At 70.9% G+C, this 24,764-nt stretch carries 16 protein-coding genes and 1 pseudogene; 7 read left to right on the forward strand and 10 right to left on the reverse strand.

The window, feature by feature from the left end; genetic code table 11:
* Window positions 1–277 precede the first annotated feature (277 nt).
* Both ACWFR4_RS18490 and ACWFR4_RS18495 read left to right on the forward strand, forming a co-directional pair.
* A pseudogene (locus ACWFR4_RS18490) lies at window positions 278–2,011 on the forward strand (N-acyl-D-amino-acid deacylase family protein); the annotation flags it as partial.
* 89 nt (window positions 2,012–2,100) lie between these two features.
* A complete protein-coding gene (locus tag ACWFR4_RS18495) occupies window positions 2,101–3,567 on the forward strand; it encodes an aldehyde dehydrogenase family protein (protein WP_453653314.1) in 1,467 nt (488 codons plus the stop codon).
* A 22-nt stretch (window positions 3,568–3,589) separates the two neighbouring features.
* Here the strand turns inward: ACWFR4_RS18495 and ACWFR4_RS18500 are convergent, their stop codons facing one another.
* Both ACWFR4_RS18500 and ACWFR4_RS18505 read right to left on the reverse strand, forming a co-directional pair.
* On the reverse strand, window positions 3,590–4,369 hold the full coding sequence (locus ACWFR4_RS18500) for a hypothetical protein (RefSeq protein ID WP_453653316.1): 780 nt from the start codon (window positions 4,367–4,369) through the stop codon (window positions 3,590–3,592).
* 157 nt (window positions 4,370–4,526) lie between these two features.
* Window positions 4,527–6,056, reverse strand: a complete 1,530-nt coding sequence (locus tag ACWFR4_RS18505; protein ID WP_453653318.1) for a CehA/McbA family metallohydrolase — start codon at window positions 6,054–6,056, stop codon at window positions 4,527–4,529.
* 166 nt (window positions 6,057–6,222) lie between these two features.
* Here ACWFR4_RS18505 and ACWFR4_RS18510 point away from each other — a divergent pair, with 166 nt between their 5' ends.
* Together ACWFR4_RS18510 and ACWFR4_RS18515 are read left to right on the forward strand one after the other, a co-directional pair.
* A complete protein-coding gene (locus ACWFR4_RS18510; RefSeq protein ID WP_453653319.1) occupies window positions 6,223–7,053 on the forward strand; it encodes an LLM class F420-dependent oxidoreductase in 831 nt (276 codons plus the stop codon).
* Window positions 7,054–7,152: 99 nt separating this feature from the next.
* Complete coding sequence (locus ACWFR4_RS18515) at window positions 7,153–9,735, forward strand: bifunctional FO biosynthesis protein CofGH (protein WP_453455739.1); 2,583 nt, start codon at window positions 7,153–7,155, stop codon at window positions 9,733–9,735.
* Between the two features lie 56 nt (window positions 9,736–9,791).
* Here ACWFR4_RS18515 and ACWFR4_RS18520 read toward each other — a convergent pair whose 3' ends face one another.
* Both ACWFR4_RS18520 and ACWFR4_RS18525 read right to left on the reverse strand, forming a co-directional pair.
* A complete protein-coding gene (locus ACWFR4_RS18520; RefSeq protein WP_453653321.1) occupies window positions 9,792–11,222 on the reverse strand; it encodes an FG-GAP-like repeat-containing protein in 1,431 nt (476 codons plus the stop codon).
* Between the two features lie 183 nt (window positions 11,223–11,405).
* On the reverse strand, window positions 11,406–12,485 hold the full coding sequence (locus ACWFR4_RS18525; RefSeq protein WP_453653323.1) for a tyrosine-protein phosphatase: 1,080 nt from the start codon (window positions 12,483–12,485) through the stop codon (window positions 11,406–11,408).
* A gap of 263 nt (window positions 12,486–12,748) precedes the next feature.
* Here ACWFR4_RS18525 and ACWFR4_RS18530 point away from each other — a divergent pair, with 263 nt between their 5' ends.
* Window positions 12,749–13,888 (forward strand): ADP-ribosylglycohydrolase family protein, encoded by a 1,140-nt coding sequence (locus tag ACWFR4_RS18530; RefSeq protein ID WP_453455748.1) that lies wholly within the window; start codon window positions 12,749–12,751, stop codon window positions 13,886–13,888.
* A 59-nt stretch (window positions 13,889–13,947) separates the two neighbouring features.
* Here the strand turns inward: ACWFR4_RS18530 and ACWFR4_RS18535 are convergent, their stop codons facing one another.
* Together ACWFR4_RS18535 and ACWFR4_RS18540 are read right to left on the reverse strand one after the other, a co-directional pair.
* Entirely contained in the window at window positions 13,948–15,534 is a 1,587-nt protein-coding gene (locus ACWFR4_RS18535) for a sodium:solute symporter family protein (protein ID WP_453653325.1), read from the reverse strand.
* A 208-nt stretch (window positions 15,535–15,742) separates the two neighbouring features.
* Window positions 15,743–16,525, reverse strand: coding sequence for an SDR family oxidoreductase (locus tag ACWFR4_RS18540; protein WP_453653327.1), 783 nt, complete (start codon window positions 16,523–16,525; stop codon window positions 15,743–15,745).
* Window positions 16,526–16,606: 81 nt separating this feature from the next.
* On the opposite strand from ACWFR4_RS18540, the gene ACWFR4_RS18545 reads away from it, so the two are divergent.
* The gene (locus tag ACWFR4_RS18545) at window positions 16,607–17,449 is read left to right on the forward strand and encodes a hypothetical protein (RefSeq protein ID WP_453455755.1); all 843 of its coding nucleotides are present in this window, start codon (window positions 16,607–16,609) and stop codon (window positions 17,447–17,449) included.
* A gap of 148 nt (window positions 17,450–17,597) precedes the next feature.
* Here the strand turns inward: ACWFR4_RS18545 and ACWFR4_RS18550 are convergent, their stop codons facing one another.
* The 3 genes from ACWFR4_RS18550 to ACWFR4_RS18560 all read right to left on the reverse strand — a co-directional run bounded on the left by ACWFR4_RS18550 (window position 17,598) and on the right by ACWFR4_RS18560 (window position 19,965).
* Window positions 17,598–17,807 (reverse strand): DUF397 domain-containing protein, encoded by a 210-nt coding sequence (locus tag ACWFR4_RS18550; RefSeq protein ID WP_326712504.1) that lies wholly within the window; start codon window positions 17,805–17,807, stop codon window positions 17,598–17,600.
* 254 nt (window positions 17,808–18,061) lie between these two features.
* Complete coding sequence (locus ACWFR4_RS18555; protein WP_453455758.1) at window positions 18,062–18,931, reverse strand: helix-turn-helix domain-containing protein; 870 nt, start codon at window positions 18,929–18,931, stop codon at window positions 18,062–18,064.
* 302 nt (window positions 18,932–19,233) lie between these two features.
* Window positions 19,234–19,965, reverse strand: a complete 732-nt coding sequence (locus ACWFR4_RS18560; RefSeq protein ID WP_453455760.1) for a GOLPH3/VPS74 family protein — start codon at window positions 19,963–19,965, stop codon at window positions 19,234–19,236.
* A gap of 195 nt (window positions 19,966–20,160) precedes the next feature.
* Here ACWFR4_RS18560 and ACWFR4_RS18565 point away from each other — a divergent pair, with 195 nt between their 5' ends.
* On the forward strand, window positions 20,161–22,863 hold the full coding sequence (locus ACWFR4_RS18565) for a D-alanyl-D-alanine carboxypeptidase (RefSeq protein ID WP_453653329.1): 2,703 nt from the start codon (window positions 20,161–20,163) through the stop codon (window positions 22,861–22,863).
* Window positions 22,864–22,935: 72 nt separating this feature from the next.
* Here ACWFR4_RS18565 and ACWFR4_RS18570 read toward each other — a convergent pair whose 3' ends face one another.
* Window positions 22,936–24,642: a hypothetical protein gene (locus ACWFR4_RS18570; RefSeq protein WP_453653331.1), complete on the reverse strand. Its 1,707-nt coding sequence runs from the start codon at window positions 24,640–24,642 to the stop codon at window positions 22,936–22,938.
* Window positions 24,643–24,764 lie beyond the last annotated feature (122 nt).

Below are 24,764 nucleotides of genomic sequence, written 5' to 3' on the forward strand. Positions count from 1 at the left end.
CCGGCCCATGGACCGCCCCGGCCCCTCCTTTCCCGGACGGGGGTCGGGGCCCCTGGGGGTTGCGGGTCATGGGTGACCGACACGGGGCTGCGCCCCGGACCTCCTGTCGCCCTTCGGGCTCGTCCTCAAGCGCCGGACGGGCCGGCTGGGCGGCCCGAAACCTCGGACGGCGGGATGGGCGGCCCGGTCGCGAACCCGCCGCCACTCACCCTTCAGGACCGCCGCCACTCAATCTTCAGGACCGCCGCCACTCACCCTTCAGGAGGGGGACGACCTCGTGCTCGACCACCTGATCAAAGGAGCGACCGTAGTCGACGGGACGGGAGCCCCCGCCTACGTCGCCGACGTGGGGATACGCGACGGGCGTATCGCCGTCATCGCCGAGCCGGGGGCCGTGACCGAGCCCGCGGCGGGCAGCGAGGACGCGCGCGGCCGGATCCTCGCCCCCGGCTTCGTCGACCCGCACACCCACTACGACGCCCAGTTGTTCTGGGACCCGTACGCGACGCCGTCCCTGAACCACGGCGTGACGACCGTCGCGGGCGGCAACTGCGGCTTCACCCTCGCGCCGCTGCATCCGGAGCGGCCCGAGGACGCCGACTACACGCGCCGGATGATGTCCAAGGTCGAGGGCATGTCGCTGGTCGCGCTGGAGGAGGGCGCACCCTGGACGTGGAACTCGTTCGGTGAGTACCTCGACGCCCTCGACGGACGGATCGCCGTCAACGCCGGCTTCATGGTGGGGCACTGCGCGCTGCGCCGCTACGTGATGGGCGCGGACGCGGTCGGCGGGCAGCCGACGCCCGAGCAGCTGGAGCAGATGGTCGCCCTGTTCCACGAGGCGATGGACGCGGGCGCGTGGGGCTTCTCGACCACCCAGTCCTCGACGCACTCGGACGGCGACGGGCAGCCGGTCGCCTCGCGGCACGCGCGGCCCGAAGAACTGCTCGCGCTCAGCCGCGCCGTCGCCGAGCACGAGGGCACCCAGATCGAGGCGATCGTCGCCGGGTGCCTCGACCAGTTCAGCGACGACGAGATCGACCTGTTCGTCGAGATGAGCGCGGCCGCCGGGCGGCCCCTGAACTGGAACGTCCTCACCATCGACGCGGCCGTCCCCGAGCGGGTCCCGCGCCAGCTGATCCCCAGCGAGCGGGCCCGCAAGGCCGGCGGCCGGATCGTCGCGCTGACCATGCCGATCCTGACCCCCATGAACATGTCGCTCGGCACGTTCTGCGCCCTGAACCTCATCCCCGGCTGGGGCGAGGTCCTCTCCCTGCCCGTCGACGCGCGGATCGCGAAGCTGCGTGACCCGGACGTGCGGGCACAGATGCTGCGGCGCGCGGACAGCAAGGAGGCCGGCGTCTTCCGGCGGCTCGCCCACTTCGGGCGGTACGTCATCGGGGACACGTACTCGGAGGCGAACGAGGGCCTGACCGGGCGCGTGGTGAACGACATCGCGGCCGAGCGCGGCCAGGAACCCTTCGAGTGCATCGTCGAGATCTGCGCCAACGACCGCCTGCGGACGGTCCTTTGGCCCATGCCCAGCGACAACGACCCGGACTCGTGGACCCTGCGCGCCGAGACCTGGAGCCACGAGGACGTGCTCCTGGGCGGGTCCGACGCGGGGGCGCACCTGGACCGGATGTGCGGGGCTCCGTACACGACGCGCTTCCTCGGGGACTGTCTGCGCGGGCGGAAGCTGGCCGGGATCGAGGAGGCGGTGAAGATGCTCACCGACGATCCGGCGCGGCTCTTCGGGCTGCGTGAACGCGGCCGGATCGAGGAGGGCTGGCACGCGGACCTCGTCCTGTTCGACCCGGAGCGGATCGACGCGGGCAAGGCCACCCTCGTCCACGACCTGCCCGGCGACAGCCCGCGCCTCGACTCGAAGGCCATCGGCATCAACGCCGTGTGGGTCAACGGCGTCGAGGTCATCCGCGAGGACGTCGTGACGGGGGCAGTGCCCGGCACCGTGCTGCGGTCCGGACGTGACACCAGGACGGTGAGCACGCTGCATCTTCCCGGGGGGCAACCCCCGGACCCCCGGCCGGACAAGAAGGCGGTCCGGGGCGTGGCGAGCGAGACCTCGGACGGCACCGAATGACTGACGCGCAGAGGCTGTTCATCGGCGGCGAGTGGACCGAGCCGGACGGCGGGCACTATGAGGTCGTCGACCCCGCGTCGGAGGAGGTCGTCGGGCTCGCCCCCGAGGCGTCCCGCGCTCAGGTCCACGACGCGGCGTCGGCGGCCCGCGAGGCCTTCGCCTCGTGGTCCCGTACGAAGCCGGAGGAGCGCGCCGCGATCCTGGACCGGGCCGCCGACGTGATGCAGCGCGACTTCGCGGCTAACGCGGAGCTCGCGCAGGCGGAGAGCGGCGCGACGAGCGGGACCGCGCGCGGGATGCAGGTCGCGGTGGGGGTGGCGCGGTTCCGCCGTTATGCGAAGGGCGCGCTCGAACCGGTCGAGCAGGGGCTGCCGCCGCAGATCAACGAGGCGGGACCCATGGGGAAGGCGGGCGTGCTCGGGGCGCTCGCCGTACGGCAGCCCGTCGGCGTCGTCACCTGCATCACGTCGTACAACAACCCGTGGGCGAACCCGGCGGGCAAGGTCGCCCCGGCGCTCGCCATGGGGAACACGGTCGTCGTGAAGCCGGCCCCGCAGGACCCCCTGTCGGTGTACCGGATGGCGGCCGCTCTGGAGGAGGCGGGGGCGCCGCCCGGTGTGGTGAACGTGGTCAGCGGGACGGCCGTGGACGTGGGCGAGGCGGCCGTCGACTCGCCGGACGTCGACATGGTCAGCTTCACCGGCTCCACCGCGGTCGGGCGGCGCATCGGCGAGGTGTGCGGGCGCGGCATGAAGCGGCAGCTGATGGAGCTGGGCGGAAAGGGCGCGGCTCTCGTCTTCGACGACCTGGACGAGGCGGGCCTCGCCTCCGCGGTCTCGGGGATCGGCACCACGTACGCCTTCTACAGCGGGCAGATCTGCACGGCGCCGACGCGGGTGATCGCGCAGCGCGGGGTGTACGACGCGCTCGTCTCGAAGCTGGCCGAGTACGTCGGCCACATGAAGGTGGGCGATCCGAGGGCACGGGGGACGGTCGTCGGGCCGGTGATCTCGGCGGCGCACCGCGACCGCGTCGAGTCGTACGTCGAGCTGGGCCGCAAGGAGGGGGCGCGGATCGTCGCGGGCGGCGAGCGCCCGGCTCTCGACAGGGGTTTCTACGTCGCCCCGACGCTCCTCGCGGACTGCACGAACGACATGCGGGTCGTACGGGAGGAGATCTTCGGCCCGGTCGTGGTGGTCGTGCCCTTCGACGACGAGGAGGAGGGGGTGGCCCTCGCCAACGACAGCGATTACGGGCTCATCGACTACGTGTGGTCGGGCGACGTGGCGCGGGCGTTCCGGGTGGCGCGGCGGCTGCGGGCCGGCGGGGTCGGCGTGAACACGGTCGGCCGGAACATGGAGGCGCCGTTCGGCGGCTTCAAGCAGAGCGGGGTGGGCAGGGACGTGGGCTCGTACGCGCTGCACGCCTACAGCGAGCTCCAGTCGATCGTGTGGCAGGGGTGACCGGCCCCTGCCACTCCTCCTCCTACTGCGGCGGCCGGCCGCCGTAGGGCGGCTGCTGTCCGTACTGCGAGGGCGGCTGCTGGCCGTAGTGCTGCGGCGGTTGCTGCTGGCCATAGTGCTGCGGCGGTTGCTGCTGCCCGTACTGCTGGTGCTGCGCCGCGCCGTACGGGGGCTGGGCCTGGCCGCCGTATCCGGGCGCCTGCACGCCGTACTGCTGCTGCGGCTGTCCGTCGTACTGCGGCTGGGAGCCCGGCGGGAGGTGGAAGACCTGGCCGGGGGAGGGCTCGTGGCGTACGAAGCCCGCCGCCTGGAGGTACGCGCCTGCCTTCTTGTGGCGCAGGAAGTTGATCCAGATGCCGACGCCGGCCAGGACGGCGATGCCGCACGCATAGCCGACGGCGAGGCCCGGAGAACCGCCCAGGGAGATGAGCGAGCGCAGGAACGCCAGGAGGAGGACCACCCCGATGACCGGCAGCCGCTTCAGCAGCGCGGCCTTGCTGCTCAGGTCGAACAGGACGCGCTTCTTGTTGACTTCCAGCGTCTGCGGCGGGATCCCGGGCACCTGTGGCGCGTACGGCCAGTACTGCGCGGCGCGTGCCTGCGCCTGCGGCCCGGGGTCGGGGGTGAAGAACAGCTTGATGGAGAAGACCTCCTGCCGGGCCCCGGCGTACTGGTAGCCGAAGAGTTCGGCGGTGGACACCAGCGTCGCGAGCCGCTTCATCATCGACATCTTGGTCGTGAACTCGAACGGCATGCCCCTGCGCATGTGGTCGAGCAACTGGACCGTCTGGCGATCGGCCATGCGTCTTCCGCCCCCTGTCTTGGCGCGCCCGGCACTGCCGCACCCCGGCGCTGTGGCAAACATTCAGGAGGGGCAGCCTAGCCAGCTGTGCTGTCCATGCCACCCCCCCTTCTGCGCCCTCTGAACGGTGCGGCTCGGCACCCCGGGGGCCGGGCTCCTACGCCCCCAGGAACACCGGGTTCGTGAACGCCGTGAGCGCCCCCGGCAGCCCCGGGACCGTCGGCGCGTGCCGGACCTCGGCCCGTACATAGGCCGCGTACGAGGCCGTCGTGCGCCACTCGGCCGTGCCCGACCCGGACTCGGGGAGCGCCGGCGCGGTGAACAGCGTGCCCTGGTCGGTGACCACGTGGAGCGTGCAGCCCGGGGCGCCCTTCACCTCCAGGCGGACGGTGACCGGCGCGTCGGGGTCCACGTGGAGGCGCTCGCCGATCCCGGCGTGCTCGCCGCGCGAGCCGGACGCCGTGAACGTCAGCTCCACGGACTTCGACTCGGCGACGTACGAGCGGCCCGCCTTGATGCCCGCCTGGACGGCTTCCCGGGTCAGGTCGTCGGCGAGGACCACCGTCTGCGGGCCGCCGATGCGGTCCGGGTCGCGGTGGGCGTCGCTGTTGCCCATCGCGGGGATCCACTGACGCGAACCCCGTACGGACGCCACCAGCGTGTTGTCCCAGTCGGCCAGGGAGATCTCGTCGTCCGGCGTGTACGGGCCGTTCCACACCTCGACGGCGTCCGCCTCGCCGAAGCCGAACTTCCAGTTGCAGCCGATGCAGGTGGCGTGCGGATGCGCCGGCACGACCAGGCCGCCGGCCCGGCGGACCTCGCGCGCGTACGTGCCGAAGCGGTTGTCGCGGGCACGGTAGCGCCAGTCGACGAACGTGCCCGGGTCCGTGCCGAGCGCCACCACGTGCCCGTTACGGGTCGTGATCTCCTCGCCCAGCATGATGAGCAGGTCGTCGCCGGCCTGGTCGGCCCAGTGGGCGTGCGACGAGTGCGTGTTGTGGTCGGACGAGTTGATGAAGTCCAGGCCCGCCGCGCGCGCGAGCGCCGCGATCTCGGCGGGCGTGCGCCTGCCGTCCGAGAACCACGAGTGGATGTGGCAGTCCCCGCGGTACCAGGCACGGCCCCGGCCCTTGGCGCGCGCGGGCGGGTACACCGGGCGCGGGGTCGGGCCCTGCTCGCCGTACGTGAGGGTGACGGTCAGCTCGTACGGGAGGCCCTCGGGGGCCACCGTGTACGGGCCGAGCGCGATGTGCCAGGTGCCCGCGCGGACCGGCCCCGGGATGTAGCCCGGCGTCGCGTCGTCCGCCCGTACGAAGAACTCGGTGCGCGCGCCGCCCGACCAGCCGCGGAAGCCCTTCCCGCCGAGCTCGGTGCCCCGCTCGTCGAACACCCCGATGTCCAGGGCGTTGTTCTGCGTGCCGGCCGGGACGGTCGCCTTCGTGTAGGTGTACGCGACGTGGATCTCGCGGACTCCGCGCGGCACCTCGACCGGCACGTACACGAAGTCGGGCGCGCCGGGCGGCAGCGTCCCCTTCACGATCTGCTTAGCCTTCGTTCCGTCCGCCGGTGTGCGGCCGTCGGCCGCGCTCGCGAAGCTCACACTGCTCAACGTAAGCGCGGTGGCCGCTCCCGTCACGAACAGCGCGCGTCTGCCCATGCCGGTCGTGGTCTGGTGGTCCTCGCACATGCTGCGGCTCCCAGGGTCCTGTGACGTTCCGTCTGTGACGTGGGTGGTGCATGCAACTCTGGTATTGAGCCGTGAACTCTCGTGTAAGGGAAGGGGATCGGAGTCTTACGTCTGTCCGCCCGGGGAGTCCATGGACTCCTGAGGGGCGGGCCGGTAGTAATGCCCCATGCGGATCTCGACCACGATTTTCCTGACCGACGAGACCATCACGCCTGTGCGGCTCGCGCGTGAGCTGGAGCAACGCGGGTTCGCCGGGCTGTATCTGCCCGAGCACACACACATTCCGGTGGAGCGGGCGACGCAGTATCCGGCCGGGGGTGACCTGCCCGCCGAGTACGGCCGCACCCTCGACCCGTTCGTCGCGCTGGGGCAGGTTGCCGCCGTCACCGAGCGGCTCGGGCTGGGCACCGGCGTCACGCTGATCGCCCAGCACGACCCCATCGGCCTGGCCAAGCAGATCGCCACCCTCGACCACCTCTCCGGCGGTCGTTTCACGCTCGGCCTCGGCTTCGGCTGGAACGTCGAGGAGGCCGCCGACCACGGCGTCGAGTGGCGCACGCGGCGCGAGCTCGGCCGGGAGCGCATGGGCCTCATGCGGGCCCTGTGGGCGCAGGAACCGACCGCGTACGACGGTGAGTTCGGGGTGTCGGTACGGGCCAGCCACGCCTATCCGAAGCCGGTGGGCGGCGCACCCCGCACGCTGATCGGGGGAGCGGCGGGCCCGAAACTGTTCGCGCACATCACCGAGTACGCCGACGGCTGGCTGCCCATCGGCGGGCGCGGCCTGACCGAGTCGATGCCCGTGCTGCGGGCCGGCTGGGAGGAGGCGGGCCGCGACCCGGCGGACCTGCACGTCGTCCCGTACGCGGTCCTGCCGAGTCCGGGCAAGCTCGCGCACTACGCGGAGCTCGGCATCGACGAGGTCGTCCTCCAACTGCCACCGGCGGACGAGACATCGGTCCTCAAGATCCTCGACGAGTACGAGCAGTACCTGTGAGGGACGGCGCGGGGCACAGGTGAAACGTGTACGTCGCGTGATCCCGCGCACGTCAGCGCGGCGCAGACGCCGTCGGTGGGCGCTCGTATCCTCGGGAGCATGACTGATCCGGAGCCTGTACGACCCACCGCCAACGCGATGCGCCGCGCGTTGAAGCGGTCCCGCGACGGCGTTGCCCTCGACACGGCCGAGGCGGCGGTCCTGCTCCAGGCCCGCGGCGACGACCTGCGGGACCTGACGGCGTCCGCCGCACGCGTGCGCGACGCGGGCCTGAAGGCCGCGGGCCGCCCGGGCGTCATCACGTACTCGAAGAAGGTCTTCATCCCGCTGACCCGGCTGTGCCGGGACAAGTGCCACTACTGCACGTTCGTGACCGTTCCCGGCAAGCTGCGCAGGGACGGCCACGGGATGTACCTGTCGCCGGACGAGGTCCTCGACATCGCCCGCCGCGGCGCCGAGATGGGTTGCAAGGAGGCGCTGTTCACGCTCGGCGACCGGCCCGAGGACCGCTGGCCCGAGGCCCGCGAGTGGCTGGACGCGCACGGGTACGACGACACGCTCGCCTATGTGCGCGCCATGGCGATCCGCGTCCTGGAGGAGACGGGACTGCTCCCGCACCTCAACCCCGGCGTCATGACATGGACCGACCTGCAGCGCCTCAAGCCGGTCGCGCCGTCCATGGGCATGATGCTGGAGACGACGGCGACGCGCCTGTGGTCCGAGCCCGGCGGCCCGCACCACGGCTCGCCCGACAAGGAACCCGCCGTCCGGCTGCGGGTCCTGGAGGACGCGGGCCGGTCGAACGTCCCGTTCACCACCGGCGTCCTCATCGGCATCGGCGAGTCCTACGAGGAGCGCGCCGACTCCCTCTTCCAGCTGCGCCGCATCCAGCGCAGCTACCACGGCATCCAGGAAGTCATCGTCCAGAACTTCCGGGCCAAGCCGGACACGGCGATGCGCGGCATGCCGGACGCCGAGCTGGAGGAGCTCGCCGCGTGCATCGCGGTCGCCCGCCACATCCTCGGCCCCTCCGCCCGCATCCAGGCCCCGCCGAACCTGGTCGACGAGGAGTACGCGCTCCTGATCGGCGCCGGCATCGACGACTGGGGCGGGGTGTCGCCGCTGACCCCGGACCATGTGAACCCCGAGCGTCCCTGGCCGCACATCGACGAACTCGCCGCGAAGACGGGCGAGGCGGGCTTCGAGCTCCGTGAACGCCTGACGATCTACCCGGAGTTCATCGAGCGCGGCGAGCCGTGGCTCGACCCGCGTCTCCTGCCGCACGTACGGGCCCTCGCCTCCGCCGACACCGGCCTCGCCGACGAGGACGCGCGCCCTGCGGGCCTGCCCTGGCAGGAACCCGACGAGGGGTTCACCGCCACCGGCCGCACGGACCTGCACCGCACCATCGACACGACGGGCCGCACGTCCGACCGGCGCGACGACTTCGACGACGTGTACGGCGACTGGGAGGCGCTGCGCGAGCAGGCCGCGCCCGGCATGGTCCCGCAGCGCATCGACGGCGACGTGCGCGCCGCGCTCGCGACGGCGGCCGACGACCCGACGAAGCTCACCGACGACGAGGCGCTGGCCCTGCTGCACGCGGACGGCCCGGCGCTCGACGCCCTCTGCCGCGTCGCGGACGACATCCGCAAGACGGTGAACGGCGACGACGTCACGTACATCGTCACGAGGAACATCAACTTCACGAACGTCTGCTACACCGGCTGCCGTTTCTGCGCCTTCGCGCAGCGCCGCACGGACGCGGACGCGTACACGCTCTCGCTCTCCCAGGTCGCGGACCGGGCGGAGCAGGCGTGGGACGTGGGTGCGGTCGAGGTGTGCATGCAGGGCGGCATCCACCCCGACCTGCCGGGCACGGCCTACTTCGACATCGCGAAGGCGGTGAAGGAGCGCGTCCCCGGCATGCACGTGCACGCGTTCTCCCCGATGGAGGTGGTGAACGGCGCGACGCGCACGGGCATGTCGATCCGGGACTGGCTCACCGCGGCGAAGGAGGCCGGCCTCGACTCGATCCCCGGCACGGCGGCCGAGATCCTCGACGACGAGGTCCGCTGGGTCCTCACCAAGGGCAAGCTGCCCACGGCGACGTGGATCGAGGTCATCAAGACGGCCCACGAGCTGGGCATCCGCTCGTCGTCGACGATGATGTACGGGCATGTGGACCAGCCCCGCCACTGGCTCGGCCACTTCCGCACGCTGGCCGGCATCCAGAAAGAGACGGGCGGCTTCACGGAGTTCGTGACGCTCCCGTTCATCCACACCAACGCGCCGGTCTATCTGGCGGGCATCGCGCGTCCGGGTCCGACGACCCGCGACAACAGGGCCGTCACCGCCATGGCGCGCGTCCTCCTGCACCCCCACATCCCGAACATCCAGACGAGCTGGGTGAAGCTGGGTACGGAGGGCGCCGCGGAGATGCTGCGCTCGGGGGCGAACGACCTGGGCGGCACGCTGATGGAGGAGACCATCTCCCGTATGGCGGGCTCCAGTTACGGCTCGTACCGCTCCATCAAGGACCTCATCACGATCGCGGAGGAAGCGGGCCGCCCGGCGAAGCCGCGCACGACGCTGTACGGGGAGGTCCCGCTGGAGCGGCAGCACGCGGCGACGGCCTCGGACGGCCACCTGCCGGAACTGCTGCCGGTACTGGGGGACTGAGGAGGATCACGCGCGAGGGGGGTGGGTGAACCCATGGGCTCACCCACCCCCGTCTCTCAGTGCCCGATGAGGTCCTGCCCCAACTGGGCGTTCTTCTCGGGGACATGGACGGTGGCCGCGCCGAACGACGTGATGCCGCTCGTGGTGAGCCCGCCGGTGGCCCCGCGCAGCACCCAGGCGGCGCCGGAGTCGGTGTACGTGCCGTCCTCCAGGGGAGCGGTGGCCGTCAGGTCGGCCTTGCGGTCGCCGTTCAGGTCGGACAGGAGGACCTTCTGGCCGAAGCCGTCGCCCGTCTCCGAGGCGCCGGGCACCGCGGTCGTGGACTGGTTGAAGGCCTGCGAGCCCGTGCCGGACAGGCCACCGCGGCCGCCCTTGAGCAGGACGACGCTGCCGGCGCCCTTGATGTTGCCGATGGCCTCGCCGGGCACGCCGACGGCGATGTCCGCGTAGCCGTCGCCGTTCACGTCACCGGCGGAGATGTCGGTGCCGAACATGTCGCCGCTCTCGCCGACCCCGGGCACGCCGGCCGTGTCCTGCGTGATGGTCTTCGTGCGGGTCGTGGACGGCCCGTCCGCGGTCCCGTACATGACGAGGACGGTGCCCTTCTCGTACGGGATGTCCTCGTAGTTGTCGCCGATGTCGTGGACGACGAGGTCGCCGTATCCGTCACCGTCGACGTCACCGACGGCACCGCGGAACGACGACGTCAGCGACTTCGCGGTGTGGCTGACACCGGACTTGCCGCCCTTCCAGAACTTGCTGGCGTACGCCGACTCCTCGAAGCCGTGGCTCGTCACGATGTCGTCGGCGCCGTCCCCGGTCATGTCACCGACGACGATGTCGGCGGGCCCGAAGGTCTGGCTGGTGGCGATGGAGTCCTGGCTCGCCGGCTTGCCGCTCGCGCGGTCGAAGGGGCCGTAGGAGATGGTCATCCCGGCGGCGTCGTCGTCCGGGTCGTCGCTGCGCGGGTAGTCGTCGGTGACGAGGTCGCGGTGCCCGTCGCCGTTGAAGTCGCCGACGGCGAACATCCCGGTCGACGTGGGCAGGGCGACACTGCCCTGCCCGCTCAGCCCGGCCGCCGAACCCCACAGCACGACGCTCGGCGCGCCCCCGAGCCCGGCGACGACGAGGTCGGTGTACGAGTCCCCGTCGAGGTCCCCGCTGGTGACGCGCTCCCCGAAGTAGCCGCCCTCCTCGGCGGCCCCGGGTATCCCGGTGGTGGAGCGGGTGAGGACCTTGGCGTGTGCGATGTCCGGCCCGTTCTTCCCGCCGTAGACCACGGAGACGGCCCCGGCGTTCTCCTTCCCGGACACGGTCGCGCCCGGCGCTCCGAGCACGAGGTCCTGGTACCCGTCGTGGTTGAAGTCGGTGGCGGGGACGCGGGGTGGAACGGGTGTGGCAGCGGCGGCGGTACCGGCGGCGGATACGAGGCCGAGCGGCACGGCGAGCGCGGTGACGGCGAGGGCTGTGACGAGAGTGCGGCGCACTGTTCCTCTCCTTCTTGGTGTCCTGTGGGGGTGTTCGTGGTTACGAGAAGAAAGACGGGCCACCGAAGAAAAACGTTGTACGCGCCCCGGCGCACGTACGTCCCAAGCCTGTAACAGCGCATGCGGAGGCCCCCGTTCGGGATGTGCGTCCCGAACGAGGGCCTGAACACCGAAGGGAGTCCGTCAGCCGACCAGCAGGTCCTCGCGCAGGTCGCGTACGTCGCGGTGGCTGAGGCCGAGGGCCTTGTCCAGGTAGCGGTCGAACGTGCCGTAGCGGCTCGTCACTTCCTGGAAGCCCGAGTTCAGGTACTCGGGGCGCACGTCCAGCATCGGCTTGTACACGGCGGCCTGCGCGGGCGGCATCGCGGCGAGCGTCGCCGCGTTCTCTTTCGCGCGGTACGTGTTGCTGGCCAGGTAGTCGTCCGTCACCGTGTCGCGCGGGACGCCGAGCGCGGTCAGGAGCGTGGCGTTCGCCCAGCCCGTGCGGTCCTTGCCGGCCGTGCAGTGGAACAGCGCGCTCGCGCCGTCGGCGTCCGTGATGCCGTGGAAGACCGTGGTGTAGGCCTGCTGTGCGGTCGGGGCGGAGACCATGGTCTTCTCCGCGTCCACCATCAGCTGGGCGGCGGCCTCCGGCGACGCGGGCAGGCCGGACAGGCTCCCGAGGTCGCCGAGCACGTCCGCGACGACATAGCGGGAGCCGGTGGGGACGCGGTCGGGCGCGGAGGTGCGCTCCTGCTGCGTACGCAGGTCGTAGTCCACGGAGATGCCGAGGCGCTTCAGCTTCGCCAGGTCCCTGTCCGTGAGCTTGTCCAGGGACGCGGTGCGGTAGATCTCGCCCATCCGCACCCAGTGCCCGTCGGTGGTGCGGTAGCCGCCCGCGTCCCGGAAGTTGACCGCGCCGTCGAGGCGTATCTCGCGGTCGGCGAGGCGCAGGCCCTGGCCCCGGTCGGGGACCAGGTCGAACCACTGGCGGTCGGCGGCGGGCAGGCCGCGCACGGTGACCTTGCCGGACGAGCCGCCGGAGGCGACGGTGCGGCCGCCCGCGCGGACCGCCACGTGCCGGACACCGGGCGCCTTCCACTCGACCGTGTAGGAGGAGCCGTCCTCGGACGCCGTCACGGTCGCCGCCGTGAACGGGATGCGGTGGTGCGACGCCTGCCCGTGAGAGGCGGGGTGCGCGGCGGCGACGGGTGCGGAGAGGCCCACGAGGAGCGCGGCGGCCAGGGCGTACGAGGAGGCCCTGACACGAGTCATCTGCGTCATGGTGCGGATGTTCCGGGTGCCCGACGATGCGTGAGCCAACGCACGGTGAACGGCGTACGTCGGACGGCGGTCGAGCGGCGCCGCGCCGCAGGTCCCCGGGCCGCGCCCCGGGACATCGTCCGGTTTGCGGAAGAAAAGCGGGTGAATTGGCCTCAAGGGCGACTTCGCCTGTGCCGCTTCGGCTCTCAACCACGTACGCCCCGTCGATTACAGTGCTGCGCAGTCGTCGCACGCGTAACGAGACCCGGAGGGGAGAGCTCCCCGTGGCAGCCCAGCTGACCCCCAAGCAGGGGGGACCCTCATCGGCCGTATGGGGCCGCGCCGAGCAGCAGGATTTCCGCAGCCGGGTCCGCGGCACGCTCATCGGGGCCGCGCTCGGCGACGCCCTCGGAGCGCCGCTCGCCGAGCTCTCCCTCGAAGAGGTCAGGGCCGCGCACGGTCCGCAGGGACTGACCGACCTCGCTCCCGCGTACGGGCGCCGCGGCGCCGTCACCGCCGCGACCCAGCAGGCGCTCTTCACGGTGGACGGCCTGATAAGAGCGCAGGTGCGGCGCGACACGGGCGCCTGGCACCCCCCGACCGACGTGCACCGCGCCTACCTCCGCTGGGCGGCGACCCAGCGTGACTGGGGCCCGGACGAGCGCCGCAAGGAGGACGGCTGGCTGGCCCGCGAGGAGTGGCTGTACTCGCGCCGCGGCCCGTCCCGCGACTGCCTCCTCGGACTCGGCAACGACGTCATGGGGACCCTGGAGAAGCCCAAGAACGGGGGTGCGGCCGGGGCCGCGCCGGCCGCGCGCTCGGCCGCGTTCGGGCTGCTCGTCGGCTGGGAGCCGCAGCTCGTCTTCCAGCTGGCCGCCGAGTGCGCGGTCCAGACGCACGGCGCCCCCGCGGCCTACCTCGCCGCGGGTGCGTACGCGGTCGTGGTGCACGGACTCGCGCGCGGCGAGAGCCTCGACGGCGCTGTGCAGCGCGCCCTCGTCCTGCTGGCCGCGCGCCCGGGGCACCAGCCGGTCACGGACGCGCTCAAGCACGCCCTCGGCGCGGTCCGCCAGGGCATGCCGTCGGCCGCCCGTGTCGACGAACTCGTGGGTGACGGGCTCGCGGAGGGTGTGCTCGCCGTGGCGGTGTACTGCGCCCTCGTGGGCGAGGACATACGGCACGGACTGTGTCTCGCGGTGAACCACGGCGGCCCGTCCGAGGCGACCGGCGCGCTGTGCGGGGGCCTGCTCGGCGCGCTGCACGGGGAGACCGCGCTGCCGCCGGGCTGGGTGACCGAGCTCGAGGGCCGTCGCACGGTCCTGGAGCTGGCCGACGACTTCGCGATGGAGATGACGCAGGGACCCGCCCTGCACAGCCCCGCGGCGTCCTCGCCGGGGTGGCTGGCCCGCTATCCGCGGGCGTGAACGCCGAAGCGCCGGACCGGCTGTGATCAGCCCGCCCGGCGCCCGGTGAGGAACGCGTCCTACGACAGTCGGCCCGGCGGCTGCGTGCCGACCGTCCCGTCCTGCGGCTCCGCCGGTGCGGGAACCGCCGCCGCCCCGGTGGACCCGTCGTCGTCCGTGTTGATGCGCTCGATGAGCGCGTCCCGCTCCGGGGAGTCCTCCGGCTTGAGGTAGCCGATGAGGATGTAGAGCACGAGCGAGACGGCCAGCGGGATCGACACCTGGTACTCGAGCGGCACACCGCCCTCGACGTTCCAGTTGATCGGGTAGTTGACCAGCCAGAAGGCGAGCAGACCCGCGGCCCAGCTGGTGAGCGCCGCTGTGGGACCGGACTTGCGGAAGGTGCGCAGCAGACCCAGCATCATCGGGATCGCGATCGGGCCCATGAGACCCGCGACCCACTTGATGACGACGGTGATGATGTCCTTGAACGTGGGCGAGTTGACCTGCGTGGCGACCGCCATGGACAGACCGAGGAAGATCACCGTGGTGAGGCGGGCGGCGAGCAGTCCCTTGTTCCCGATCCACTGCTCCTTCGCCCTCTTCGAGACCGCGGGTGCCACGTCCCGGGTGAAGACGGCGGCGATCGCGTTGGCGTCGGAGGAGCACATGGCCATCGTGTGCGAGAAGAAGCCGACGATGACCAGGCCCAACAGGCCGTGCGGCAGCAGCTGTTCGGTCATCAGGCCGTACGAGTCCGAGCCGTCCGGCTTCTGCGCGTGCACCAGGAGCGGCGACACCCACATGGGGAAGAAGAGGACGACCGGCCAGACCAGCCACAGGATCGCCGAGAGGCGCGCCGAGCGCGTGGCTTCGCGGGCGGACCCGGTGGCCATGTAGCGCTGGGCCTGGTTGAGCATGCCGCCGTTGTACTCGAAGAGCTTGATGAAGAGGAACGCGAGCAGGAACACCGTGCCGTACGGGCCGACGAGCGGCTTGCCGTGGCCGGCGAGCGCGGGCTCGTCCCAGACCCCGAAGATGCCGCCGAACGGGCCGAGCTTGGAGACGACGGCGACGAACATCGCGACACCGGCGATGAGCTGGATGATGAACTGGCCCAGCTCGGTCAGCGCGTCGGCCCACAGGCCGCCGATGGTGCAGTAGATCGCGGTGATGGCACCGGTGATCAGGATGCCCTGGTTGATCGAGATGCCCGTGAAGACGGACAACAGGGTGGCGATGGCGGCCCACTTGGCGGCCACGTCCACGATCTTCAGGAGCATGCCGGACCAGGCCAGCGCCTGCTGTGTCTTGAGGTTGTAGCGGTTCTTGAGATATTCGAGCGGGGACGCCACGTGCAGCCGTGACCGCAGCCGGTTGATGCGCGGCGCGAACAGCTTCGAGCCGATGGCGATGCCGAGCGCGATCGGGAACGACCACGTGACGAACGACGTGACGCCGTACGTGTAAGCGATGCCGGCGTATCCGGTGAACATGACGGCGCTGTAGCCGGACATGTGGTGCGAGATGCCGGACAGCCACCAGGGCATCTTGCCGCCGGCCGTGAAGAAGTCGGAGACGTCGTCCACACGTTTGTGGGACCAGACGCCGATCGCGACCATGATGCCGAAATAGCCGATGAGCACGGCCCAGTCGAGACTGTTCATTGAGCCCCCTCCAGGGGTCTGGTCCTACTTATGAACGCCGTTCATGGTGTGGGGAGCTGCAGGGCCAGGACAACGCACCGGAGGGTCAAGGGACAGTAAAATCGTTCTACTTATTGACCTGTGTTCATGTCTGTGAATTGAGATAAGGGCAAAAAGGACCGCACGGCGGTGGGTGCCGTGCGGTCGGATCCTGGCTGGTGGGTCGGAACTACCGCATCAGCTCACCCGCGTTGACCAGAAGCGACTGGCCGGTGATGGCCCGCGCCCGGTCGGAGGCGAGGAACACGGCGGCGTCCGCCACGTCCCCGTCCGTGGCCAGTTCGGGCAGCGCCATCCGCTCGGTGAGCCGCCCCAGGACCTCGTCCTGCGACACGCCCTCGGTGTGCGCGGTGAACTGGACGTACGCCTCGACCGGCGGCCCCCACATCCAGCCGGGCAGCACGGTGTTGACCCGGATGCGGTGCGGCCCGAGTTCGCGGGCCATGGAGTACATGGCCGAGGTCAGCGCGCCCTTCGAGGCCGCGTACGCCGCCTGCCACACCTGAGAGGGCGCGGCGACGGCCGACTGCGTGCCGATGACGACGACGGAGCCGCCCTGCTGCTTGAGCGCGGGCAGGCAGGCCCGGGTCATACGCAGCGTGCCCAGCAGATTCACGTCGATGACCTGCTGCCACGTGGCGAAGTCCGCGTCCTCCAGGCCGCCGAAGTAGCTGTCCCAGGCGGCGACATGGACCACGGCGTCGACCCCGCCGAACCGCTCGCGCGCGAGCCCCGCGAGCGCCTCGCACTGGCTCTCGTCGGTGATGTCCGTCGCCGCGTACGCGGTGTGCGTACCGTCCGGGTCGATCTCGGCCGCCGACTTGGCGAGGTTCGCCTCCGTGCGCGCGCCGAGCACGGCGTTGCCGCCGTCGCGCACCACGGCCGCGGCGACCTGGTGGCCGAGCCCGGCCCCGACCCCCGACACGACCACTGTCTTTCCGTTCAGGAGCATCCGGTCGCCTCCCGGCTATGGCAGTTCTTCTGACGGGGCGTCAGAGTAGGCCCGTCCGGTGGAGGAAGGAAGGGGAGCGTCGTGAGCGAGAACACGAGGAGTGAGGTGTACGCGGAGCTGGCATCGGTCGGCCCGTACGGGGTGCGCCCCGGGCACGCCCTGATCACCATGGTCGAGCCGCACCCCGGCCATGAGTACGCGTACAACCGCTGGTACGAGGACGACCACTACTACGCCGGCGCGATGGCGATGCCCTGGATGAACTCGGGGCGCCGCTGGGTGGCCACGCGCGAACTCCAGCTCCTGCGCTACCCGGAGAAGTCGGCGGTCGCGCAGCCGGTCACCGCGGGCTGCTACATCTCCACGTACTGGATCACCGACGGCCGCTACGACGACCACATGAAGTGGACCGTCGGCATCAACAAGCGGCTCAACCGGGACGGGCGCGTCTATCAGGACCGCACACACGTCTTCACCGCGTTCCAGGACCACGCGGCGACCGTGTACCGGGACGGGGCGGCCGGACCGCGCGACCACCACGCCCTCGACCACCCCTACCGAGGTCTGGTCGTGGAGGTCATCGACGCCGAAGGGCCCGAACAACGCGACGAGTTGCTGGAGTGGCTGCGCTCGCGGCACCTGCCGAAGCGGCTCGCCGGGTCGCCGGCGGCGATGGTCACGGTCTTCCGTCCGACGCCGCTGCCGGGCGACCGGATGTCGTACGTGAAGCAGGTCGAGGGCGTCGACACCCGCCTGACGCTCCTGTGGTTCCTGGAGGCGGACCCGGTCCAGTGCTGGGAGGACCACTTCACGGGTCTGGACACGGCCGTTCACGAGTCGGGCCTCGGCCGCGTCGAGCTGGTGGCGCCGTTCATCCCGACGATCCCCGGCACCGACATGTACGTGGACCGGCTGCGCGGGTGACCCGGTGAAAAAGCCGAGCCCCCTCGGCCAGGACGGCGGGCCAGTCGAGAGGGCTCTTTCAGTACCGCAGTGGTGCTCTGTTGGTGCCGAAATGGTGCTGTGATGCTGTGAGTTGGTGCTGTGCTGCGATGGGGAGTTCTCCGATGCCTCAGGCGGCGTCGAAGGCGCCCCGGCCGACCTCGGTCACGAAGGAGTTCCATGAATCGGGGGCGAAGCCGATCGAGGGCCCCTCGGGGGCCTTCGAGTCCCGCACCGCGATCGCGGCCAGGAGGGGGGACTTGACCTCGACGCACGCGCCGTTCCCCGTCGAATAGGAGGACTTGGTCCAGGAATTCGTGCCGCCCTGCTGAATTGCCATTTTTGCTCCGGTTTAGCCAGTGGTCGAATTGCTGCCACCGCTTCTGTGAAGCGGTTTGCGCCAACGTGGTACTTGATGGCGTGATCGACGCTACTCGCCAACATCGGTGCGCGAAGAGGCCATTCACTCGACCGGATGGCATATTCCAGTCGGGTCTTCCGCCCCGCCGCGGCGAAGGTGTACCGTGCGGCACTTCTCTCGCGCGGGGCGGATTCTGTCCCTCTGGACCGCCTATGGGCCGCCTCTGCGGCGCCCTAGACGGCTTCCTGGAGCGCGTAATCCTGGGCGATCTTCGCGATGAACTGTCGGGATTGTTCCACATTCAGTGCCTGTGCCCGCAGATGCTCGTACATCACGCTGTACTTCTGCACATCGTTGGCCTTTTCCAGATAGAGATCACTGGTGACGCCCTCGATGTAGACGACGCTCGAATCCGCGGCGTCCGGGAACTCCAGAATCGCGTACTGGCCGTTCAGACCCGGGTGCGCGCCCATGTCGAACGGAATGACCTGCACGGTCACATGGGGCAGCTGGGACTGCTCGACCAGGTGCTCCAGCTGCTCGCGCATGACGGCCCGGCTGCCGACGACGCGGCGCAGCGCCGACTCGTCGAGCACGGTCCACAGCCGCAGCGGGTTGTCCGGGGCCGCGATGCGCTCCTGGCGGCGGACCCGGACCTGGACCCGCTTGTCGATGTCGGTCGGCGTGGTCTCCGGGAGCGCGCCGGTGATCAGCGTCTCCGCGTACGCCCGGGTCTGCAGCAGGCCGGGCACGACCTGCGGATCGTAGACGCGCAGGCTCGCCGCGTCCGTCTCCAGACCGATGTAGACGCTGTAGGGGATGTCGCCGAAGGAGTGCCACCAGCCCTGCTGGCGTGAGTCCTTGGCCATTTGCATGAGTGAGTCGACGATGCGGTGGTCCTCGACCTCGTAGACCCCGCACAGGTCGCGGACGTCGCGCTGGCTGATGCTGCGCCGCCCGTTCTCGAGCCTGCTGATCTTCGACTGTGAGACCAGGAGCCGCTCGGCCACCTCTTCGGCGGTCATGCCTTTGAGCTCGCGGAGCCGGCGCAGCTCCTGGCCCAACCGGCGTCGCCTGACGGTGGGATTGACATTGGACGCCACGGGACGTGCACCTCCGGCTGCGTGCCTCTGTGATTCTCTGCGTATCTTGCGAATCTGCTGCTCAGCAGATTGCCACCCTGGGCTTCATACCGCTGGGAAACGGCGGATATGCGCAGCGGACACGACAGTTGGGCATGCGGCCCGACGTGCGGGCGGCGTTGCCGGACATGCGGCCGCGCGGGGTGCCGGTCCGTGTCGTCGTCCGGATCCGGCACCCCGCGCGGCTCAGCGGCTCCCGGACCGGTCTTTGGGGACTGCGGTGCGGCGCTGTTGCGGTGCGGGCTGTTCAGATGGTGCGGTGCTCAGTGCGCCACGGCGCGGGCCATCGACCCGTGGTGCGGCTGCATCGGAACCCTGCCGGGCTCCGGCGCTCCCCTGCCCGGCGGGGCCGGGTTGCGGCGTGGCTGAGCGGCCACACCGTTCTGGACGTCCATCACGGCGTGCGCCACGAGGCCGCCCATGGGGTCGTGCCTGATCAGGTCCCGCAGCCGGGAGCGGGACGATCGTCCCTCGTTCCCCGGATACAGGTGCTTGCCGAGTCCGACCGCGTGGGCCAGTGCGGCGAGCGCCGCGGTCCGTGGGTCCGGCGGTACGCCGGTACGGATCGCGCTGTCCAGCCGGGCCTTGATCTCCCGGCTGATGGCCGTGTCCGTCGCCTGGTAGCGAGTCGTCGGCAGTACCCCGCACATCTGGCCGGCCACGGCATGGACCATGCCGCACCTTTCCAGATGCGAGAGATACGTCTGGCGCAGCCCCAGTCGGGGCCCGCCGATCCAGTGCACCGCGCGTACCGGGGTGCCGCGCCTTCGCAGCAACTCCAGTGCGCAGTCCAAAGTCGGATCTCCGGTCGGCCGTGGTGCCACCACGGCGATACGATCCCCGTCTGGGGCTATCCGTCCGGCCAGCGCCAGCTCTACTAGCTGTGCTCCGGCCAGACCTAGGTCGAGCGACTGCGGCTGTGCGGTGGTACCCGTGGTCGGGTCCAGCGCCAGCAGCAAAAGCTCCTCCGGAATTGTTCTGCGGCTCCTGCCCATCCATGCCTCCCCGCGTGGATGAATGACAGGGTGACCCCTCTCACATTGGTCTGTCGAGGGTGCGTGGGTGCTTTGTGCGGGAACCAGTAGGTATGTCGTTCTCGTCTACCACCTGGGTGAAGCCCCCACACAGGACACTGGTACATGGTTCGGACAGCAGCGGCGTAGCGCGTGGCGCGTAGCGAGGAGGCATCGGTGGCGGGGACCCCCGACAGGTCGAAGCAGCAGGAGTCGTCGGGAGGACCGATCCCGGAGGAACGGGACCCGAGGCTCGCGATGGCGAGGCAGTCGCCGGAGCGGGTCGATCAGGCGACGGCGGTGTTCTCCGTCCGGGACGTTCCGGCGGCGACGGAATCGGGTTCGGGTTCGGCGGAGAATTCCCCGGCGGATTCGGACGCGGATGCCTCCGGTGCGGAGGACTCGACCTCGGCTTCCGGTTCGGCGCCGGAATCGGCATCGGTAGCGGAATCCGGGGCGGACCCGGAGCCCGAGGCGGGTTCCGGGGACGGTACGGAGCCGGGTTCCGGCGACGAGCCGGGCGACGCGCGCCTGCGTGCCGCTGTGGCGGCCTGGGTGTCCGGTCCGCGGGACGGCTCCGCCGACGGGCCCGAGGCGGCCCGTGACGGTGCCGCTGACGCGGCGGAGGGCGACGCGGAGGGCGACGCGGAGGCGTCCGAGGCGGACGAGCCGCAGGCGGCAGACACCGCGTCGGACGCGGCGGAGGACGACGGCGACGGCGATGACGCCGTGGCCGACGCCGCTGAGGCCTCGGCCGGCGCCGAGGCCACGGACGCCCCCGAGGAGTCCGGCGACGACGCGGACGCCGAATCCGCTGACGCCCCCGAGGCAACCAGCGACGACGCCGAGCCGGCCGATGCCCCTGAGGCACCGGAAGCCGAGGCGTCCGACGCCGACGCGAAGCCGGCCGACGAGGTCAAGGCTGACGCCAAGCCGACCGACGACGCGAAAGCGCCTGCCGACGCGAAGTCGGTCGACGACGCGAAGGCTGACGCGAAGCCTGCCGACGAGGTCAAGGCGCCTGCTGACGCCAAGCCGGTTGACGACGCGAAGGCTGACGTGAAGCCGGCCGACGAGGTCAAGGCGCCTGCTGACGCGAAGTCGGTCGACGACGCGAAGGCTGACGTGAAGCCGGCCGACGAGGTCAAGGCGCCTGCCGACGCCAAGCCGGTTGACGACGCGAAGGCTGACGCCAAGCCGACCGACGAGGCCATGGCGCCTGCTGACGCGAAGCCGGCCGACGACGCCGAGCCCGTCGACGCGAAGCCCACACGCGGCGAAGCCAAGCCCACACGCGGCGAAGCCAAGCCCCCCGTCGACCAGGCCACCGCCGTCTTCAAGGCCGTCAAGCCGCCCGTCGATCAGCCGACCCAGATGCTCAAGTCGCTCGGGTCCAAGCCCGCCGGTGCGGGCAAGGCCGAGTCCGATGCCGAGCGCACCAGCAAGTTCGTGCCTCTCAAGGGGCTCGACTCGGGCACCCCGGCCAAGCCCAAGGCGCAGCCCGAGGCACAGTCCAAGGCGCAGCCCACCGCCCCGCCGCCCGCGAAGCCCTACGTCGGGCCCGAGCGCACCACCCAGCAGCCGCTCCCGCCGCTGCCCCCGCTCGACCTCCTGGCCGAGCTCACGAACACGCCGCCGCCCGCGGAGACCCCGGTCCGCACGGCCGTGCGCAGGGTCAAGATCTGGACGCCGATCGTCCTGCTGCTCGCCGTCGTGTTTGCGGTCGCACAGGCCGTACGCCCGCTGCCGGCGCCCACGCTGGCGCTGACCGCCAAGTCGACGTTCGCGTTCGACGGGGACAAGGTCTCGCTGCCGTGGCCCGCCGAGGGCCAGGGCTCCATGGACGTCAGCGGCATCGGCTCGATGGATCGGTTCGGCGAGCAGAAGCCCGTACCGATCGGGTCCGTGGCCAAGGCCATGACGGCGTACGTCGTGCTCAAGGACCACCCGCTGCAGCCGGGCAAGGACGGTCCGTCCATCGACGTGGACGCGAAGGCGGAGAAGGAGGGCGGCTACGACTCCGAGGGCGAGTCGACGCTGAACACCGTCAAGGAGGGCGACAAGCTCAGCCAGAAGGACGCCCTTTCGGCCATCATGATTCCGTCCGCGAACAACATCGCGCGGCTGCTGGCCCGTTGGGACACCGGTTCCGAGGAGGCGTTCGTCAAGAAGATGAACGCCGCCGCCAAGGACCTCGGCATGACCGGCACGACGTACACGGACCCGTCCGGGCTGAAGGAGACGACCGTCTCCACCGCTCAGGACCAGGTCAAGCTCGGCAACGAGCTGGTGAAGATCCAGGCCCTGATGGACATCACCAAGCTGCCGACGTGGAAGGACCCGTCGGGCAAGACGTGGCAGAACTACAACCGCCTCGTCCCGTACAACAACGCGGTCGGCGTGAAGACCGGTTCGACGACCAAGGCCGGCGGCAACCTGCTCTTCGCCGCGACGAAGGACGCCGGCGGGGAGACCGTGACGGTCGTCGGCGCGATCCTCGGGCAGCACAGGGCGCCGATCATCGACACCGTGAACGCGGTCAGCAAGACGGCGATGCTCGCGGCGCAGGACGCCGTGAAGGCGTCGACGATCCTGAAGAAGGGCGACGTCGTCGGTTACGTGGACGACGGGCTCGGCGGGCAGACCCCGGTCGTGGTGACGAAGAACGTCTCGGCGGTCGGCTGGGCGGGCCTGACGGTGAAGCTGGAGCTGGCGGACGGTGCCAAGGGCGCCGCCATCCCGCACAGCGCGAAGGCCGGTACGCAGGTCGGCGAGCTGAAGGTCGGCGACGGCTCGGGCGGTGCGGTCACCGTCCCGGTCGCCCTCCAGAAGGACCTGACCGAACCCGGCTTCGGCGAGAAGCTCACCCGCGTCGGCTGACCTCCCGGCCGGCCCCACGCGGAAGCGCCCCCACGGCACACAGCCGTGGGGGCGCTTCCGTCGGAAGACCGCTCACTTCGTCTTCGGCGGCACGCACTTGGGTGCCGCCTTGCCGGACGGCCCCCCGTACTGCGAGCTGATCCGGACGGCGCCCGGCTCCTTCACCGTCAGGCGCGTGAACTCGCCCTCCTCGCGCAGGCATCCGTTGTCCGCCCACAGCCACGGCGAGTACGCGATCCGCACGATGATCGAGCCGGCCTTCGGCATCCGTACGACGAGGTTGGCGCCGTCGGAGCGGACCACCGAGCCGGGCGAGTCCACCAGCGGCACGGCGTTCTTCACGCGGTAGATCCGCCAGTTGGCGTCCCGCCACACCGATTCGAGGTAGTCAGGCTCGCTGGACACCAGCTTGTGCTCCAGCTCCGCGGGGCCGTCCGGCTCGCCGTTGTAGACGACGACGAAACCGACGGCCCACTCGGAGAGCCAGGCATGGTACGAGGCGGAGGAGAAGGCGCCCTCGGGTACGTCGGTGCCGCCGTGTCCCTCGTAGAAGAGCCGTCCGCGCTCGACGTCGGCCTGCCGGTTCCAGCCGCGCGCCATGTTGATGTAGGGCGCGAGGACGGCCGCCTCGCGGTGGTCGCGGGCGGGGACGACCTCGACGCGGGTGCGTTCGGCGCCGAGCTTCTTGAGCGTGGAGACGACGCCGTCGGTCTTGATCGCCCACTCGGGGACCTCGGTGTTGGCGACGACGTCGGCGATGGTCTTGCCGGACAGCCAGCCCAGGGAGAGGACGATGGCGACGATGCACATCACGCGCTGCCGGTGGGGCGGGAAGAACCCGCCGAGTCTGCCGTCGTAGCGGGGCCCGCGGTCCCGGTTCATCACGGCGGCGAGGAGCAGCACGGGCGCCACGATCTCCGTGAGCCGCTCCACGTTCGTGCCGATCGGGGTGGCGATCAGATAGGTGAGCACCACGCCGACCGCGTACACGGCGGTGCCGAGGCGGGCCACGCGCCAGGCGCGCGGCGCGCACAGCAGGACGACCGCGCACAGGATGAGGGGCGGGAAGATCCGCCCGAACGGCATGGGCTGTTCACCCTTGAACGGGAACAGCCAGGTCGTCACGCCCACGATGAGGACCGGCGGCAGGAGCAGCGACAGGGCCTTGCCCCACTGCCGGTTCAGGAGCCAGGCGGCGCCGGCCACGACGAGGAAGAGCCCGGCGACGGGGCTCGCCATCGTGGACAGCGCGGCGCACACCGAGGCGATGACGATGCGCCGCCCGTTCATGTGCGCGAGGACGGCGCCGAGTCCGAAGGCCACGCCCAGCATGAACGTCGAGCGCCCCGACACGACCTGGCACCACAGCGAGAACCCGACCACGAGGGCCGGCCACAGTGGTCTTCGGATGCCGGTGCGCTCGACGATGGACGCGGCGAGCCAGGTGGACGAAACGCCGGACAGCAGCGTGACGGGGACGACGCCGAACAGTGCCATCAAGTAGGGCGAGATGAGGCTGTAGTTGGCGATGTGGAGGCCGCCGTACCAGAACAGGTTGTACGCGGAGCCCGGGTACATCTTGGCGAACTCGGCCCATGCCACCTGTGCCGCGAGGTCGCCGCCGCCGGTCGCGAGGAACGCCAGCCACAGGACGTGCAGCGGCAGTATGCAGGCGGTGACGAGCAGGGCGGTCCGGTGCCGGCCGTGCCAGGGCTCGGGGATGTCCGGGGACCGGCGCGCGCGTGCGGCAGGGGGTGGAGACAGTTCGGCAGAGGCCACTGCGGCGTTCCGTTCCGGTCGGACGGGCAATTGTGTTCGGAAAGACGCTAGCCGTGGCCCGAGAGTTGGTTGACGCGCCCCTGATGTTTGCGGCAAATCTACGCAGGGCCGTCGGAGTCCGA

It is taken from the genome of Streptomyces sp. NPDC055140 (genome assembly GCF_053607285.1).